This window comes from Ovoidimarina sediminis (assembly GCF_032586175.1).
Lineage (GTDB): Bacteria > Pseudomonadota > Alphaproteobacteria > Rhodobacterales > Rhodobacteraceae > Ovoidimarina > Ovoidimarina sediminis.
Genome location: NZ_JAWHTE010000002.1, coordinates 22,348 through 37,904, shown reverse-complemented (window position 1 = coordinate 37,904; position 15,557 = coordinate 22,348). Strand labels below are relative to the sequence as shown.

Below are 15,557 nucleotides of genomic sequence, written 5' to 3'. Positions count from 1 at the left end.
GGCGGCCCCCCGGGATATTTCCGGCCACATGAAGGATCACGCCCCGGGGCAGAACATGACCCGGGGCGCTTCACGTGGCGCGGTCATCGGCGTCCCCGCCTGTACCGCGGGGGCGAGCCTCGCCGAAGATGGTTAATGTTTCGTTGCTTCATTTGGCCGGAAATATCCCCGCCGGAGGCACGAAAACTCTTCTACCCCGCCGGGACGGGGCCGGGCAGTTCGATGAGGCGCGTGTGGCCGAAGCCCCGGCTGTAATCGATCAGCGAGATCACCGCGGGATCCGTCCGGATCAGGGTGGGGGGCCCCGGCATCTCGGCGATCGCGTCGGCGACCTCCGGGTAGCGGGCACGGAAGAGGCCCGTTGCGAGATCGATCTCGCCGGGATCGGTGACGAGGCGCGCGCGGCCGCCGATCGAGACGCCCTCTATCTCCTGCCACGTGGTGTAGGGGGCGGTTATCGTGAGCGAAACCTTGTCGCAGGCGGCGATGTTCCGCACCTTCTGGGCGTCGGGCGCGGTCGTGAAATAGAGCGTCAGATCGTCATGAACGAAGGCCACCACCGTGGCCTGCGGAAAGCCGTCGGGCCGCACCGTGGCGAAACTCATGTCGGTGGTGCGGTCGAGAAGCGCGAGGATCTGGGCGTGGGTTGCGCTGTCCATGGGATCAGACCTCAACCACGCCGACGACGTAATTCCGGCCATAGACCTTCGCGCAATCCGGGCAGGTCGTGTAGAAGAAATAGATCGTCTTCGGCGTAAGGCCCTTGGCGAGCACCATGCGCTCGAGCTCGGGCACCCAGTTGCGTGCCGCGCCATAGGGGCCCTCGAAGACATGGGTGATGAAGTCACCCGACAGCGTCACCATCTCTTCACCCGGGATGTCGCGCGAGACGGCGAAAAGATGCTCCGTTTCCCAGGGCGACAGATCGCGGCTCAGCACGATGATATCGTCGGGATCCCAGCCATGGGCCCGGGTCACGCGGCGGTCGACCCGCTCGAACACCCGCCCGATGTTCACCGGCACATGGACGATGCTGCGCGACGTGGCGCGCAGGAAGCGCTTGTCGCGGAAATGAAGGTTGCGGCCCTCCCAGCCCTCGGGGTTGAAACGCGGGCAGCAGCCGGTCGGATTGTCGCCGGCGTCGTAATGGGGAAGAACATTTATATCCATCGCGGGATCTCCGGGGTGTTGTGAAGATCCTAGCGCAGCGGCGGCCGCCCCGCGTTGACCCTTGTCAATCTCAGGCCAGCTGCGCCGCGTTCGCGGCGATCAGCTTGCGCCGGATGTTCCGGGCGATCCCTGCCTCGATCACGGCGAGCCAGGCCGGTTTCCGGCGGTCGAGATCGTCGATCGCCGCCGCCGGCAGGCGCCAGACAAGCGCCGCGCCGCGCACGCGTGTATCGGCGGAGGCCGGCGCGCCTCCCACCAGCGACATCTCTCCCACATAGTCGCCCGGCCCGCAGGTGGCGATCTGCCGGCCGTCGATCATCACATCCACCGTGCCTTCGGCGATGTAGATGAGCGCGGGCGGATGCACCCCGTTCTCGGTCAGGACCGTTCCGTCTTCGAGCGTCTCCCACGTGCCCATGTTGAGGATCCTGCGCTGCTCGCCCGTCGCAAGGCCGCGCAGGCGTCGGGCGGCGAAATCACGCTCCACCGCCGTGAAGCGGGCGCGGGAATTCTCGCGCCAGATGATCAGGAGCTGCACCACGTTCACGGTCACCATGAGCGTTTCCCAGAAAGAGGACACCGGATCGCTGAGCCAGATCAGCGCGTAGGCGATGGCGACGAGGGAGGAGACGATCATGAAGATCCTGAGCCACACGATATTGCGCATGATGATCGACAGGATCAGGAGGATATAGGCGAGGTGCCCCACCAGCCCCCCTGTAGAAAAAGCGCTTTCCAGGCTGAGTTCCATGGAGCTCTCCCGATTCAATTGGATGGAGCGTGCCCGCAGAGGTTGTGTTCGCGCAAGCGTTTTCAGGTATTTGGCGGTTGACGCGATGGCCCCCGGGCGGCCATGTGACGGCCATGGCGAAGGCGGCGCAGACAAAGAAGAGCAGGCCCCGTACGAAGCGACGTTCGAAGACCCCGACGCTCCGCGCGCGGGTCAGAACGTGGCTTCTGCGGGGGGCGCTGGGTGTGGCGGCAGCGGTTCTGGCGCTTGTCTGCGTCTTTGCCGTGATCCGCCCCCCGACGACGCCCTACATCCTGGCCGAGGGCCTGCGCCACGGCGAGGTGAAGCGCGAATGGGTGTCGTTCGGCGAAATCGCACCGGTGATGGTGCGCTCCGCCGTCGCCGCGGAGGATGCGAATTACTGCCTGCACTGGGGCTTCGACATGAACGCGATCCGCGATGCGCTGGAAGAGGGCGCGAACAGGGGCGCCTCGACCATCAGCCAGCAAACGGTGAAGAACGTCTTCCTCTGGCAGGGGCGAAGCTGGCCGAGGAAGGCGCTTGAATCGCTCCTGACCCCGGTCGTGGAACTGGTCTGGTCGAAGCGGCGGATCCTCGAAGTCTACCTTAACGTCGCGGAGTTCGATCAGGGCGTGTTCGGGGTGGAGGCGGCCGCCCGCCACTATTTCGGCGTTGCGGCGAAGGATCTGAGCGCGACGCAGGCCGCGCGTCTGGCGGCGATCCTGCCCGATCCCAAGGGCCGGTCGGCAAAAGCGCCGTCGGATTTCGTCCGGCGGCGCGCCGCGCAGATCGTCGACGGGGCGGCGACCATCCGCGCGGATGGCCGCGCCGCCTGTTTCGAACGCTAGGAGGCCTTCGTATCCTCGAAATGGATGCGGACACTGCGGGTTCCGGGGAACATCCTGTCGCGCACGTGATCGGGCACTTCGACGAGGCCGGCACCGTCTTCGGCCACATCGAACGTCATGAGCTTGGCCTTGGGCTTGCGCGTATCCTCGAGCGTGGTGGGCACAGCGACGCGATTCTGCCCCGCCGTGAGCGGCGCCTTCACGAAATAGGACACGCGGCGGCCCTTGCGCCGGATCGCCGAGGGCACGTGGCCGAAGATGTTGTCGATCTCGGCCTCTTCCTCGGCGGTGAAACCGCCTGCGGCGATCGTCTTGTCGAGCGTGCGTTCGTCGCAGCCGTCGCGCAGGATCGTTTCGCAGAGCGCGCGGGCGGCCGGCGAAAGTTCTTCGATCCGGGTGCGGATCTCGTGCCGGGCCGGGCGGCGGGGCATGGCGGCACCCGCCTCCATCCCCGGGATCGGGGCATCGGTCGAAGGATCGTATTCGCGGCGGATCTGATCCACGTTCTGGGGGCGGCGGCGCAGGCGCTCATAGGCCATTTGCACGCGGGCGAATTCGTCGTTGTTGCCGTTGCGCATGTCGGGGTGGATGTCGAACACCAGCGCGCGCCAGGCGGTTCGAATATCTTTCTGGGTGGCGAATTCGCTGACGCCGAGAATATCCTGGGCTTGGAATTTGGTCAGTTGCTGCATGGGGGGCAGACCTTTCACACACGCGACGCCGGTGGTGAGGAGACGGACATGTCCCGAAGCGGGCGACGAGACACGGCAGCCCGGGCGGCCGGGTGCAAATCGTCGGTCTTGGGGAAATACGACTGCTGACCCGCGTGGGGAGCGGGGCGGAAGGGAGTTCGTCTTTCGAACGGATCCGCGGAAACTCGCGCAGTCATCCTGTCACCTACGTGGCGTTACTCGTTAACGATGCCGAACAGTTGGCACCAAGCTTGATCCACCGCTCCGGACACGTGGAGCGATTAAGATAATGTAAAGGAAGATTGGCCCGATCGGCGAGCGCCGTCTGTGAACTTGGTTACACAAGCCGGGCCGTGCCCCCCGCCGGGCGCCCCTGGGGCCGCCGGAGCGATGACGGTTGAACACGGCATTATTTCGCGGCAAACAGGGACGAAACCCCAATATGCAGCATCCCATGGCCAGGCTTTACCACGTTCCGCTTTCGCCTTTCTGCCGCAAGGTTCGGCTTGTGCTGGCGGAAAAGAAGATCGAGGTGGATCTGGTCGAGGAACGCTATTGGGAGCGTGAGATGGATTTTCTGCGCCGGAATCCGGCCGGAAAAGTGCCTGTTCTGAAGATCGACGACCTGACCTTGGCCGAATCGACCCCGATCTGCGAATACCTCGAGGAAACCCGTCCCGAGCCCCGGCTGATCCCGCAGGATGCGGCCGGGCGGCACGAGGTGCGGCGGCTCGTATGCTGGTTCGACGACAAGTTTCACCAGGAAGTGACGTCGAAGCTTCTGTACGAACGGGTGAACAAGAAGATCACCAAGTCGGGCTATCCGGATTCGAGCGCGGTGAAGGCCGGGTCGAAGGCGATCAAGTATCACCTCGATTACATGGGCTGGCTTCTGGACCAGCGGCGGTGGCTGGCGGGCGACGCGATGACGCTGGCGGATTTTTCCGCCGCGGCGCATTTCTCGGCGCTCGATTACATTTCGGACGTGGACTGGAACCGGGTGCCGGCGGTCAGGGACTGGTATGCCAAGATCAAGTCGCGGCCGGCGTTCCGGAACATCCTGGCCGACCAGGTGCCGGGCTTTCCACCGCCGCAGCATTATGCGGATCTCGATTTCTGAGGGGGTTTTCCGGGGGCTCCGCCCCCCGCCGCCGCGGGCGGCGTCCCCCGGGATATTTACGGCCACATGAAACAGGGCGCGGCGCTGAAGGCGGCGCTTGTCGCGGAAGCCCGCACGGTGGGTTTCGCCGAAGCCCGGATCTGTGCGCCCGGGGCGGTGGATATCGCGGACCGGCTTCGTGCCTTCGTGGCCGCCGGGCGGCACGGCCAGATGGGCTGGCTGGCCGAGCGGCAGGGCTGGCGGGCGCGGCCCTCCGATCTCTGGCCCGAGGCGCGGTCGGTCGTGGTGCTGGCCGATCTCTATACGCCGGAGGGTGATGCGCTGGAGGGGCTCGCGCGGCGTGAGACCGGCAATATCAGTGTCTATGCAAGGGGACGCGACTACCACGACGTGGTGAAGAAGCGGCTGAAACGGCTGGGGCGGTGGCTGATCGCGGAAGGCGGCGGCGAGATCAAGGTTTTCGTCGACACCGCCCCGGTGCCCGAAAAGGCGCTGGCCCGGGCCGCGGGGCTCGGCTGGCAGGGCAAGCACACCAATCTTCTGAGCCGGCGGCTGGGGAACTGGTTTTTCCTGGGCGCGATCTTCACCACGCTGGAACTGGCGCCCGATGCGCCCGAGACCGACCATTGCGGATCGTGCCGGGCCTGCCTCGATATCTGTCCGACGGATGCGTTTCCGGCGCCCTACCAGCTCGATGCCCGGCGCTGCATCAGCTATCTCACGATCGAACACAGGGGGCCGGTGGACGAAGCGCTCCGCCCCGGGCTTGGAAACCGGATCTACGGCTGCGACGATTGCCTGGCGGTCTGCCCCTGGAACAAGTTCGCCGTGGCGGGGCAGGAGGCGCGCTATGCCGCGCGGGAGGATCTGGTCGCACCGCCGCTGGCGGAGCTGGCCGCGCTGGACGACGCGGGCTTTCGCACCCGGTTTTCAGGGAGCCCGATCAAGCGGATCGGACGCGACCGGTTCGTGCGGAACGTGGCCTACGCGATCGGCAATTCCGGCAAGGCGGCGCTGAAGCCCGTGGCGGGGCGGTTGATGGACGACGCCGATCCCGTGGTGGCGGAAGCCGGCCGATGGGCATTTGGGCGATTGCCCGACTCGTGATACCTTGGGTGCCCCAAATGGAGGAGCAGCCATGAAACACGTGATCGACGGGCCAAGGCCCCGGGGGCACGCACGGCTCAAGCGGTTTCTCAGGGCCGAGCGGATGACCGGCGCGGTGGCGCGGCGGCAGGTGCAGGTTCTGCGCCGTATGCCGAAGCACCTGAATGGAGGCCTCAGGCTGAAGCGCTATCTCGGGATCGCGCGGGCGGAGAGCTAAGGCTCTCGTCAAGGGCCCCAAGGCCCTGTAAGCGGGGGGTATGGCCACCCCGAGTGATCCGCGCCCGGCGCGGGGCATATTCCTGATGATCCTTGCCGTGACGCTGTTCACGGGCATGACGGCGCTGATCAAGGCCGCCGACCGGATACCTGCGGGCGAGGCCGTGTTCTTCCGTGCCTTCCTGACCGTCCCCCTGTTCCTTGCCTGGTTCGGGGCGCGCGGGGAGATCGTGGAAGCGCTTCGCACCACAAGCTGGGTGCGCCATGCATCCCGGGGCCTCGTGGGTTCGGTCGCCATGGGGCTGAGTTTCGCGGGGCTGAAATATCTGCCCTTGCCGGAGGTGACGGCGCTGAAGTTCGCCACGCCGATCCTGATCGTGATCCTCGCGGCGCTGATGTTGGGAGAGCGCGTGCGCCTGATCCGGCTGAGCGCGGTGGCGGTGGGGCTTTTCGGTGTCGTCGTGATCCTCTGGCCGCGCCTCAGCGTGGAAGGCAGCACATCGGAACTGATCGGGGCGGCGATTGTCCTTGGCTCGGCCCTGTGCGCCGCCTTCGCGCAGATCTTCGTCAAGCGGATGGCGGGGGTCGAAAACACCTCGGCCATCGTCTTCTATTTCGCCCTGACGGCGAGCACGCTGTCCTTGTTCACCATTCCCTTCGGCTGGGTCTGGCCCGAAGGCTGGGAATGGGTGTTCCTGATCGGGGCGGGATGCCTCGGCGCGGCCGGGCAGCTTTGCCTCACCGCCTCCTACCGCTTCGCCGAAGCGGGAACGCTCGCACCCTTCACCTATACCTCGATGATCTGGGCGATCCTGATCGGCTGGCTTGTCTTCGCCGAACTGCCAACGGTGCCGATGCTTCTGGGCTCGGCCCTGATCATCGGCGCCGGCTTTGCGATCTACCTGCGCGAGCGTCAGCTTGGCGTGCGGCAGGCGACCGAGGGCAAGGTGCGGGCGAAGGGGTGGCAATAGGCGCGGCCGCGCTGGTCATCGGGGGCTATGTCGCCCTGAACGCCGTGGCGGGGCTTGCCATGGTGATCGACAAGGCGCTGGCCAAGCTCGGGGCGCCGCGCATTCCCGAAGCCAGTCTTCTGATCCTCGCCACGCTCGGCTGGTTCGGCGCGAAATGCGCACAGCGCCGGGCGCGGCACAAGACGCGGAAACAGCCCTTCGCCCGGCGGCTGAACGCCGCGCTCATCCCGCATCTTCTGGTCTGGGGCCTCGCGATCCTTGTCATCGGGCAGGGCGGCGCCGGGCCCGGGGGGTAGGCGCAGGGGCCGCCGCCCTCTAAGCTTCCGGCAGACCGCAGAGGGGGACTGCCGATGCTTCGGGGATGCCACATTCTGATCGCTTTTCTTCTGGCCTCGGCCCTGCCCGCCGCCGCGCAGACGAGTTTCGTGCCCGGCGACGTGCTGGAACGGGCGCGAAGCCTCGGGGCCAAGGGGGCAGCGGCCTATTGCCCGGCCAATCCGAATTACTGGCGTGGCAGTCTCGGTTCGCTCCTGTCACAGCGCCCGCCGATCCAGCTGAAGGGCCTGAATTCACGCATGGACAATTCCGAGCGGATCCCCGCGAGCGTCGCCGCGGATCGGCTCGCCGATCTCACCAGCAGCGCCGCGGCGCATGTGATGGTGACGGGGAATGCGCGGGTGGCCGATCAGCTTCTCGACGTCTTCACCTTCTGGGCGAAATCCGGCGCCTTTACCCAGACGAAAAGCTGCACGCGGGGTGGCCGGCTTCTCGACAGCTGCACCGAATGGCGGCGGGCCGATGGCAAGGATCTGTCGGACTCGAAGGATTTCAGCAAGGTGCAGATGACGATGGCGGCGGCGCGATCGGCCTATTTCGCCTCCGTCGCCAACCACCGGCGCGAGGCGCGGGCGGCCGATCACGCGGCGATCCGGCAGTGGTTTGCCTATTTCGACGGGCGCCACAAAACGCCGAGCAACATCTACCTGGGGCTCAAGACCGGCTGGTACTGGCCGGCGATCGAGGAGGCCTATTCCGAAGGCAATGCGCGGCGCGCGAAAAGCCTCACCACGAAGCTGGTGAAGGGGCTGGACCGGCTGATGCTGAAGGACGGGTCGATCAAGGGCAGGACGACGCGGGGCGACCGGGCGCTGTGGTACCACGCCACGGCACTCGGCGAGATCATGACGGCGATGGAGATGGCGCGGGCGCAGGGCGTGAAGCTGCCCCGCAACATGGAGGCGAAGCTTCATAACGCGGTGCTGCTATATGTGCGTGCGCTGCAGAACCCGGCCAATATCGATCCCTGGGCGAAGGTGGCACTGAATTCGACCTACCGGCCCAATTACCAGGATTACCGAAAGGATTTCTGGCAGAACTTCTTCGGGCACGCGTGGCTTCACATCTATACCTACCGGTATCCCGAGACGGACGCTGCGCGCTGGCTTGCCGCGCGCATCCCGCGCCGGTCGCAATCGGCCCTGTTCGATTCCGACACGGGGCTGGCGACCGGATGCATCTACAACGCGGCGCGGGCGGCGCGCGGGGGGTAGGTTTAGCTTCTGACCAGCTTCTCGTAACCTTCCGCGATGTCGCGCGTAAGCGATCCCACCTCGAAGTTGTAATCCCCGATCTGGCCCACGGGCGTGACCTCGGCCGCCGTGCCGGTCAGCCAGCACTGCTCGAAGCCTTCGAGTTCGCCGGGTTCGATATGGCGTTCGTGCACCTTGATCTGGCGATCCTTCAGCATGCCGATCACCGTCTGGCGGGTGATGCCGTTCAGGATGCAGTCGGGATCGGGCGTATGCACCTCGCCGTCCTTGACGAAGAAGATGTTGGCGCCGGTCGCCTCGGCCACATAGCCGCGATAGTCGAACATCATCGCGTCCGAACATCCCTTCGCCTCGGCGGCGTGTTTAGACATGGTGCAGATCATGTAGAGGCCTGACGCCTTGGCATGGGACGGGATGGTTTCGGGAGACGGGCGCTTCCATTTCGAGATGTCGAGCTTGGCGCCCTTCATCTTGGCGTCGCCGTAATAGTTGCCCCAGCCCCAGGTCGCGATCGCCATACGCACCGGGTTGCGCGCGGAAGAGACCCCCATATCCTCGCCCGCGCCGCGCCAGCAGATCGCGCGGACATAGCCGTCTTCGAGACCGTTCGCCTTCAGCGTGGCGTATTTCGCCTCTTCGATCTGTTCGACCGACCAGGGGATCGGCATATCGAGCATCTCGCCCGATTTCAGCAGGCGTTCGGAATGCTTCACGCTTTCGAAGATCCTGCCGTTATAGGCGCGCTCGCCCTCGAAGACGGCAGAGGCATAGTGCATGGCATGGGTCAGGATGTGTACGTTCGCGTCGCGCCACGGCACGAGTTTTCCGTCCATCCAGATCACTCCGTCGCGATCGTCATATGCGCCAGCCATTGGGTGCCTCCTTGCGCGCAGTTTTTCAAAAGTTGCGTGAGATAAGTCCGAACCGGATATAATATTTCACAAAACCCGCCATTCGCTACCAGTTGAGTCTTGGAATGTCAACAACACTGACATAAAATGACCTCGGCAGGACGGACGGGATCATGGCCGACACGGGCGCACAGTCAGGCGAGAGCCTTCTCTTTCTGACGGACGAACAGCTTCGCAAGGGCATCGAGGCGATGTTCTTCGCCTATCGCGGGTTCACCGCCGATCCCGACCGCATCCTCGCCGAACACGAATACGGGCGCGCCCATCACCGGGCGGTGCATTTCATCAACCGCGCGCCGGGCACGACGGTCAACAACCTCCTCGCCATCCTGGGCGTCACGAAACAGTCGCTGAACCGGGTTCTGCGCACGCTGATCGAGGACGGGCTGGTCGAGGCACGGGTGGGCACGCGCGACCGGCGCGAACGCCACCTCTACCTGACGGAGGCGGGCGCGGTGCTTGAACGCAAGCTGAGCGAGGCGCAGCGCAGCCGGATGCGCGCGGCCTACCGCCAGGCGGGGCCCGAGGCGGTGGCCGGCTTCCGGCAGGTGCTGGAGGCGATGATGGACCCCGACATGAGACGGCATTTCGCCGAGCTGAAGGAGCGTGGCTGATGGATGCCGATCCCCATCTTCTGATCGTCGACGATGACGAGCGCATTCGCGGGCTGTTGCAGAAGTTCCTGGCGCGTCAGGGGTTCTGGGTTTCGGCGGCGCGGGATGCGGCCCATGCGCGGCGGCTTCTCGAAGGGCTCGAATTCGATCTGATCGTGCTCGACGTGATGATGCCGGGCGAGGACGGGGTGACGTTCTGCCGGTCCTTGCGCGAAACGCTGGCGACGCCGATCCTCCTTCTGACCGCGAAGGGCGAGACGGAAGACCGCATCACCGGGCTCGAGGCGGGGGCCGACGATTACCTGGCAAAGCCGTTCGAACCCCGCGAACTTCTTCTCCGGATCAACGCGATCCTGCGCCGCGCGCCGGCAGAGGATGCGGGGCCGGCCACGCCGAAGGTGCTGAAGCTCGGCCCGCTGCGCTACGACGTGGAAAAGGGCAAGCTCTGGGATGGCGAAACACCGATCCGGCTGACGGCGACCGAAAGCCAGCTGATGCGGATCTTTGCCGCCTCGCCCGGCGCGCCGGTGGGGCGCGCGAAGCTTGTGGAGGATCTGGGACGCGGCGGCAGCGACACCGGCGGCGGCGTCGAGGAACGCGCGATCGATGTGCAGATCACGCGGCTCAGGCGGAAGCTCGAAGCGAACCCCAAGCAGCCACGCTACCTTCAGACGGTGCGGGGCGCGGGATACATGCTTGCCCCCGATTAGGCGCCGCTTCATCTCGGCCGCAGGACCGCAGCGGTGCGCCGGAAGAGTTTTCATGCCTCCGGCGGGGATATTTCCGGCCACATGAAGGGGCCCGGGCGGCGCCCGGTCAGAGGCGTTGCAGCGGGATGCGGATGCCGACCGAGATCACGTGGCTTCGGTGATCGAACTGGAAGGGGGCCGCGGGCTGGCTGGCGCCCGGGCCGACCGGGACGGTGCCGCCCGAGGCCGAGCCGAAATCGAAGTAGCGATAGGTCGCCTCGAAGATCACCGGGTGTTTCGTGTCGGTGTCGAGTTCGATGGCGATGCCGGCGCCCACGGACCATGCGAGTTCGGAACCCGTTGCCCCTGCGAAGGTGCGGACCGGCTGGCCGGCAAGCGGATTGGTGCGTGTCCAGTCCGACATTGTGGTGCGCGCGAGGCCGATCCCTGCGGTGAGGAAGGGCTGGATGCGGGAGCTGTTTCCGGCCGCTTCGCGGGGGGCGTAATAGACATTCGCCATCAGCGCGCGGGTCCTGACCGCGGCGCTGGAGATGTCGGCGTGACTGGCGCAGCCCGAGCCGTCGCTGGCCGCCGCGCAGGGGGCGGTCACGTCGCTGGAGCCGAAGGCGTTCAGGGCGAGTTCGCCGCGAAAGCCGTTCTGCCAGTCATAGCCGAAGGCGAGGCCCACGAGCGAGACGTTGCCGGCATCTGCATCGAAGCTGATCTGCGGATCCGAGGGAAAGCCCGGCGGCCGCCAGAAGGCCCCGCCCGGCCGGGGCGAGGCGACCCCGAATTCGCCCCGGAGATAAGGCCCGTAGGTGACACTGGCGGTGTCCAGGCCGAAGAGGCTTTCGCCGCTTCCGGCCGAGGCGGCGCCCGCCGTTGCGGCACAACCCAGGAAGGCGATCAGGTAGAGCAGGCGGCGCATATCATCACTCCCGTATACATCGCGGCCCGCCCGCCGGCTGGGGCGGGCAGGCGGATCGTTTCAACGACGCTCAGCCGTGACCGGCGAGGATCGCGATGCGGATCGCCTCGGCATCGGCGGCGAGCGCAATGGCCTGATCCTCGGTCAGCTCGTAGCCCAGGATGAGCGAGACCGCGTAGGCCGTGTCCGGCGTGACCTCCACCGTCTTGTCCGAGGCCGTTCCGAGGAACATCGCGAGCAGCGTATCGTTCGAGTTCGACACCTCCGGCAGGGTGTTCAGGATCGACGCGCCGTCGAGCGCGTCTTTCAGGAGCGCGAGGTTCTGAAGCGGGGAATCGATGAAGACGAGATCGTCGAAGTTGAGCGAGAGTTCGGTGATCGCCTCTTCGAGGGTCAGGTTGTAGAACTCCGCCATCTCCGCCGTGAAGTTCGACAGGGCTTCGTCATAGGCGCGTTCGAGCACGTGATCAGGCGAACGCGCGACGTTGAGGCGGCCAAGTTCGATTTCAGGGATGCCTTCCTGGGCCCAGACGGGCTTGCCACCCGTTTCGCCGGAGCCCTGCCCGTATTTGGGGCCGCGCCCTTCGGAATCTGGATCGGGCGCGCCCTGGCCCTGGCCGCCCGTGCCCCCGCCGCCGGCCTGTGGCCCCTGGCCCTGCTGGCCGTGATCGGAGGCTTCGGCGTGATCCTCGCCGTGGTCGCCCCCGTGGCCCTCGCCGCCCGTGTGACCGCCGCCGGAGCCCTGGCCCTGGCCGCCATGGCTGTCGGCATGGGCCGCCTGCGAGAACGGTGTGGCCGCCGGCAGCCCGGAGACCGCGAGCATTGCAGAGAGCGCCAGGATCGAGGCGCCTCTGAGAAGGACGGTGTGGGGGATGTCCCGTGTCATCGTGATAGACCTCTCGTTTCGGAGTTGCTGTGGTTGGCGGCAGGAAAGTACGGCTTCGCATTCACGAATTGACATGTGTCAATGTTTGGGCGGGTGCGGGTTGCTGGACGCGCGCGGCGCCCATGGCTACGCTCCGCTCAAAACCGGAGACCGCCGCCGTGACCACAGCCTATTATTCCCATGACGATTGCCTTGCCCATGTGACGCCGCCGGGCCATCCCGAACAGATGGCGCGGCTCAAGGCGATCGGGGCGGCGCTTTCTGAGGTTCAGGGCCTCGACCGGCGGGACGCGCCGCTGGGCACTGCGGAGCATGTGCTGCGCTGTCATACGGAGCGGTATCTGGAGATGATCCGCACGGCGGCGCCCGAAGAGGGCTGGGTCTCGCTTGACGCCGATACGCATATGTCGCCCGGGACGCTGACCGCCGCGTGGCGGGCCGTGGGGGGCTGTATCGCCGCCGTCGATGCGGTGATGGCCGGCGAGGTGGCCAATGCCTTCGTCGGGTGCCGTCCGCCGGGCCACCATGCGGAGACGGAACGCGCGATGGGCTTTTGCCTGTTCGGCAATGTTGCGATCGCGGCCAGGCATGCGCTTGAGGCACACGGGCTTGAGCGCGTGGCGATCGTCGATTTCGATGTGCACCACGGGAACGGGACGCAGGATCTTCTGTGGGAGGAGGAGCGCACGCTTTTCGTGTCTTCCCACGAGATGCCGCTGTTTCCCGGGACGGGGCGGGCGGATGAGCGCGGCGCCTTTGACAACGTGATCAACATTCCCCTCGCGCCAGGCACGGGCGGGGCGGAGATGCGCGCGCTTTACGAGCGCGAGGTGATCCCTGCGCTGGACGATTTCGCGCCGGAGCTTGTGCTGATCTCGGCCGGGTTCGACGCCCATGCTGCCGATCCGCTGGCGACACTCAGATGGACCGAGGCGGATTTCGTCTGGGTTACCGAGGCCGTTCTGGATGTTGCGGAGGCTCATGCCGGGGGGCGCGTGGTCTCGACACTCGAAGGCGGGTATGATCTGAACGCGCTGGGGGCCAGCGTGGCGGCCCATGTGGGTGTTCTGATGGAGCGGGGCGGATGAGCGAGACGCCGATTGACAAGATGAGCTTCGAGGATGCGATGCGGGAACTGGAGAGCATCGTGGGCCAGCTGGATTCGGGCAATGTCGAGCTTGAGAAGTCGATTTCGCTTTACGAGCGCGGTGCGGCGCTGAGGGCCCATTGCGAGAAGAAGCTGCACGAGGCGGAAGAGAAGGTGGCGACGATCCAGGCAGATGCCGAAGGGAACGCCACGGGAACCGCACCCTTCGACGCGTCGTGAGCCTGAAGGCGGCGATGGCGGCGCGGGCCGCCGAGATTCAAGCCCTGTTCGATGAGGTGTTGCCGGAGGGGCCGGATCTGCCGGTCGTGCATGGCATGCGCTATGCGCTGACCGGCGGCAAGCGGCTGCGCGGGTTTCTGGTGATCGAGGGGGCGGCGCTCTTCGGGGTGCCTGCCGCGCAGGCCGTCTATGCCGCGGGTGCGATCGAGGCGCTGCATGCCTATAGCCTCGTGCATGACGATCTGCCCTGCATGGATGACGATGACCTGCGGCGCGGGCAGCCGACGGTGCATGTGAAATGGGACGAAGCGAGCGCGGTGCTGGTGGGCGATGCGCTTCAGACCTTCGCGTTCGATCTGCTGTCGCGGGAGGCGGGGCATCCCGATCCGGCCGTGCGGATCGCCCTTGTGGCAGCCCTGGCGCGGGGCGCGCAGGACATGGTGATCGGGCAGGCGCAGGACATCGCCGCAGAGACGGCTGGGCGGGCCCTGAGCCTTGAGGAGATCACCGAGCTTCAGGCGAACAAGACCGGGGCGCTGATCCGCTGGTCGGCGGAGGCGGGGGCCCTTCTCGGCGGGGCCGATCCGGCCCCTATGCGGGCCTATGCCACGGCGCTCGGCCTCGCCTTTCAGATCGCCGACGACATCCTCGATGTGGAGGGCGACCCGGAGCTTGCGGGCAAGCGGCTGAAGAAGGATGCCGAGGCCGGAAAGGCGACCTTCGTGTCGCTTCTGGGGCTGGATGGCGCGAAGGCGCGGGCGGGGGTGCTGGTGGACGAGGCCGTCGCGGCGCTTGCGCCTTATGGCGCAGGTGCGGATCGCCTGCGCGAGGCCGCGCGTTTCGTCGTCGAGCGGAACGCCTGAGCGGCAGACAGGTCAGGCCGGAGCGGACCCCCGCAGGACGTCCATCACAGTGCCGATATCGCGTGCGCCGTGGCCGAGGGCGATGGCGCGGCGGAACAGGCTTGAGACGAGGCCCGGGATCTCCGACGTGATCCCTGCGTCTTCGGCTTGCTGCAAAATCCTGTCGAGGGCGGCGTTCCAGACGTCGAGTGTGGCGCCTGGCGTGTCGAACTCTTCGCGGTGGATGCGCCAGGCGAGATGCGCGGCGGGATCGTCCTGGGGAAAGAGGGCGGCGAGACTGTCGACGCCGATGCCCTCGGCCTCGCAGACGCGGGCGCCGTGCCAGACGCCGAGGTAGTTCGTGAGCTGGTGCGTCAGGAGCGCCATGTCGAGGGCAGCGGCTGCGCCGATCTCACTGCCCACGTGGCGCAGGTCGCCGCCGAGGCAGGCGAGACGGGGCAGGCAGGCGGCGTAGAGCGTGGCGGGACCGGCAAAGAGGATTTGGGCGTCGTCCGCCCCGATCCCGTCGGGATAGGGCATGATCGCGCCGTCGATATGGCCGATCCCGCGCGGATCCAGCCACGCCTGCAGGGCGCGGGCCTCGGCGGGTGTTCCGGTGCTGAGTTGCACGAGGATGCGCCCCGAGAGCGCATCGGCCACGCCCGGGGAAGCGAGAAGGGTATGCGTTGCGTCGTAATTGTCGATGCAGAGGACGGAGACCGGACTGGCGGCGGCGGCCTTCGCTGCCGAGGGCGCGAGCGTCGCCCCGAGGGGTTCGAAGGGCGCCATGCGATCCGGGCTTCGGTTCCAGACGGTGAGCCTGTGCCCCGCGACGAGAAACGTGCGGGCGAGCGCCGATCCCATCGCCCCGAGACCGATCATCGTGAGATCGCTCATCATCCCCTCCACGCCCTGGTGGAACAGAGGCGAGGGTA

20 protein-coding genes are annotated in these 15,557 nt (G+C 66.5%); 12 read left to right on the top strand and 8 right to left on the bottom strand.

Translation table 11 applies throughout. The annotated features are described in order from the left end of the window. Window positions 1–191: 191 nt before the first annotated feature. From RXV90_RS03125 to RXV90_RS03115, 3 genes are all read right to left on the bottom strand, one after another. A complete protein-coding gene (locus RXV90_RS03125) occupies window positions 192–659 on the bottom strand; it encodes a pyridoxamine 5'-phosphate oxidase family protein (protein WP_316646822.1) in 468 nt (155 codons plus the stop codon). Window positions 660–663: 4 nt separating this feature from the next. Further along, on the bottom strand, window positions 664–1,170 hold the full coding sequence (locus RXV90_RS03120; RefSeq protein ID WP_316646820.1) for a hydrolase: 507 nt from the start codon (window positions 1,168–1,170) through the stop codon (window positions 664–666). Between the two features lie 70 nt (window positions 1,171–1,240). Beyond that, entirely contained in the window at window positions 1,241–1,921 is a 681-nt protein-coding gene (locus tag RXV90_RS03115) for a Crp/Fnr family transcriptional regulator (RefSeq protein ID WP_316646819.1), read from the bottom strand. Between the two features lie 113 nt (window positions 1,922–2,034). Between RXV90_RS03115 and mtgA the strand changes: the two genes are divergently transcribed. Next, window positions 2,035–2,769 (top strand): monofunctional biosynthetic peptidoglycan transglycosylase, encoded by a 735-nt coding sequence (gene mtgA, locus RXV90_RS03110; protein WP_316646818.1) that lies wholly within the window; start codon window positions 2,035–2,037, stop codon window positions 2,767–2,769. Here mtgA and RXV90_RS03105 read toward each other — a convergent pair. Continuing rightward, window positions 2,766–3,461, bottom strand: coding sequence for a J domain-containing protein (locus tag RXV90_RS03105; protein ID WP_316646817.1), 696 nt, complete (start codon window positions 3,459–3,461; stop codon window positions 2,766–2,768). The two genes, mtgA and RXV90_RS03105, sit on opposite strands and share 4 nt — an antisense overlap. Before the next feature lie 454 nt (window positions 3,462–3,915). Between RXV90_RS03105 and fzlA the strand changes: the two genes are divergently transcribed. The 6 genes from fzlA (at window position 3,916) to RXV90_RS03075 (ending at window position 8,425) form a co-directional block, all read left to right on the top strand. Then, on the top strand, window positions 3,916–4,581 hold the full coding sequence (gene fzlA / locus RXV90_RS03100; RefSeq protein ID WP_316646816.1) for an FtsZ-binding protein FzlA: 666 nt from the start codon (window positions 3,916–3,918) through the stop codon (window positions 4,579–4,581). Window positions 4,582–4,647: 66 nt separating this feature from the next. Continuing rightward, complete coding sequence (gene queG / locus RXV90_RS03095; protein ID WP_316646815.1) at window positions 4,648–5,688, top strand: tRNA epoxyqueuosine(34) reductase QueG; 1,041 nt, start codon at window positions 4,648–4,650, stop codon at window positions 5,686–5,688. A gap of 31 nt (window positions 5,689–5,719) precedes the next feature. Then, on the top strand, window positions 5,720–5,905 hold the full coding sequence (locus tag RXV90_RS03090) for a hypothetical protein (RefSeq protein ID WP_316646814.1): 186 nt from the start codon (window positions 5,720–5,722) through the stop codon (window positions 5,903–5,905). A gap of 40 nt (window positions 5,906–5,945) precedes the next feature. Next, on the top strand, window positions 5,946–6,875 hold the full coding sequence (locus RXV90_RS03085; protein WP_316646813.1) for a DMT family transporter: 930 nt from the start codon (window positions 5,946–5,948) through the stop codon (window positions 6,873–6,875). Further along, window positions 6,866–7,171 carry a DUF1294 domain-containing protein gene (locus RXV90_RS03080; protein ID WP_316646812.1) on the top strand — a complete coding sequence of 102 codons (306 nt, stop codon included), beginning with the start codon at window positions 6,866–6,868 and terminating at the stop codon, window positions 7,169–7,171. Before RXV90_RS03085 ends, RXV90_RS03080 begins: the two co-directional genes overlap by 10 nt. 54 nt (window positions 7,172–7,225) lie before the next feature. Then, the gene (locus tag RXV90_RS03075) at window positions 7,226–8,425 is read left to right on the top strand and encodes an alginate lyase family protein (protein ID WP_316646811.1); all 1,200 of its coding nucleotides are present in this window, start codon (window positions 7,226–7,228) and stop codon (window positions 8,423–8,425) included. Between the two features lie 2 nt (window positions 8,426–8,427). Here the strand turns inward: RXV90_RS03075 and RXV90_RS03070 are convergent, their stop codons facing one another. After that, window positions 8,428–9,297: a branched-chain amino acid aminotransferase gene (locus RXV90_RS03070; RefSeq protein ID WP_316646810.1), complete on the bottom strand. Its 870-nt coding sequence runs from the start codon at window positions 9,295–9,297 to the stop codon at window positions 8,428–8,430. Between the two features lie 152 nt (window positions 9,298–9,449). Here RXV90_RS03070 and RXV90_RS03065 point away from each other — a divergent pair, with 152 nt between their 5' ends. Together RXV90_RS03065 and RXV90_RS03060 are read left to right on the top strand one after the other, a co-directional pair. Continuing rightward, a complete protein-coding gene (locus RXV90_RS03065) occupies window positions 9,450–9,950 on the top strand; it encodes a MarR family winged helix-turn-helix transcriptional regulator (RefSeq protein WP_316646809.1) in 501 nt (166 codons plus the stop codon). Next, window positions 9,950–10,660 (top strand): response regulator, encoded by a 711-nt coding sequence (locus tag RXV90_RS03060; RefSeq protein WP_410482335.1) that lies wholly within the window; start codon window positions 9,950–9,952, stop codon window positions 10,658–10,660. The genes RXV90_RS03065 and RXV90_RS03060 overlap by 1 nt, the downstream gene beginning before the upstream one ends. Before the next feature lie 106 nt (window positions 10,661–10,766). On the opposite strand, the gene RXV90_RS03055 is transcribed toward RXV90_RS03060, so the two are convergent. Both RXV90_RS03055 and RXV90_RS03050 read right to left on the bottom strand, forming a co-directional pair. Then, entirely contained in the window at window positions 10,767–11,567 is an 801-nt protein-coding gene (locus tag RXV90_RS03055; RefSeq protein WP_316646807.1) for an outer membrane protein, read from the bottom strand. A 70-nt stretch (window positions 11,568–11,637) separates the two neighbouring features. After that, a complete protein-coding gene (locus RXV90_RS03050; protein WP_316646806.1) occupies window positions 11,638–12,453 on the bottom strand; it encodes a hypothetical protein in 816 nt (271 codons plus the stop codon). 158 nt (window positions 12,454–12,611) lie between these two features. Between RXV90_RS03050 and RXV90_RS03045 the strand changes: the two genes are divergently transcribed. Genes RXV90_RS03045 through RXV90_RS03035 form a run of 3 tightly spaced genes read left to right on the top strand, consistent with a single transcriptional unit; the run spans window position 12,612 to window position 14,643 of the window. Continuing rightward, a complete protein-coding gene (locus RXV90_RS03045) occupies window positions 12,612–13,541 on the top strand; it encodes a histone deacetylase family protein (RefSeq protein ID WP_316646805.1) in 930 nt (309 codons plus the stop codon). Continuing rightward, window positions 13,538–13,780 carry an exodeoxyribonuclease VII small subunit gene (locus RXV90_RS03040; RefSeq protein ID WP_316646804.1) on the top strand — a complete coding sequence of 81 codons (243 nt, stop codon included), beginning with the start codon at window positions 13,538–13,540 and terminating at the stop codon, window positions 13,778–13,780. The genes RXV90_RS03045 and RXV90_RS03040 overlap by 4 nt, the downstream gene beginning before the upstream one ends. Window positions 13,781–13,794: 14 nt before the next feature. Further along, window positions 13,795–14,643, top strand: coding sequence for a polyprenyl synthetase family protein (locus RXV90_RS03035; protein ID WP_316647153.1), 849 nt, complete (start codon window positions 13,795–13,797; stop codon window positions 14,641–14,643). Window positions 14,644–14,655: 12 nt separating this feature from the next. Here RXV90_RS03035 and RXV90_RS03030 read toward each other — a convergent pair whose 3' ends face one another. Beyond that, window positions 14,656–15,519, bottom strand: a complete 864-nt coding sequence (locus RXV90_RS03030) for an NAD(P)-dependent oxidoreductase (RefSeq protein WP_316646803.1) — start codon at window positions 15,517–15,519, stop codon at window positions 14,656–14,658. Window positions 15,520–15,557 lie beyond the last annotated feature (38 nt).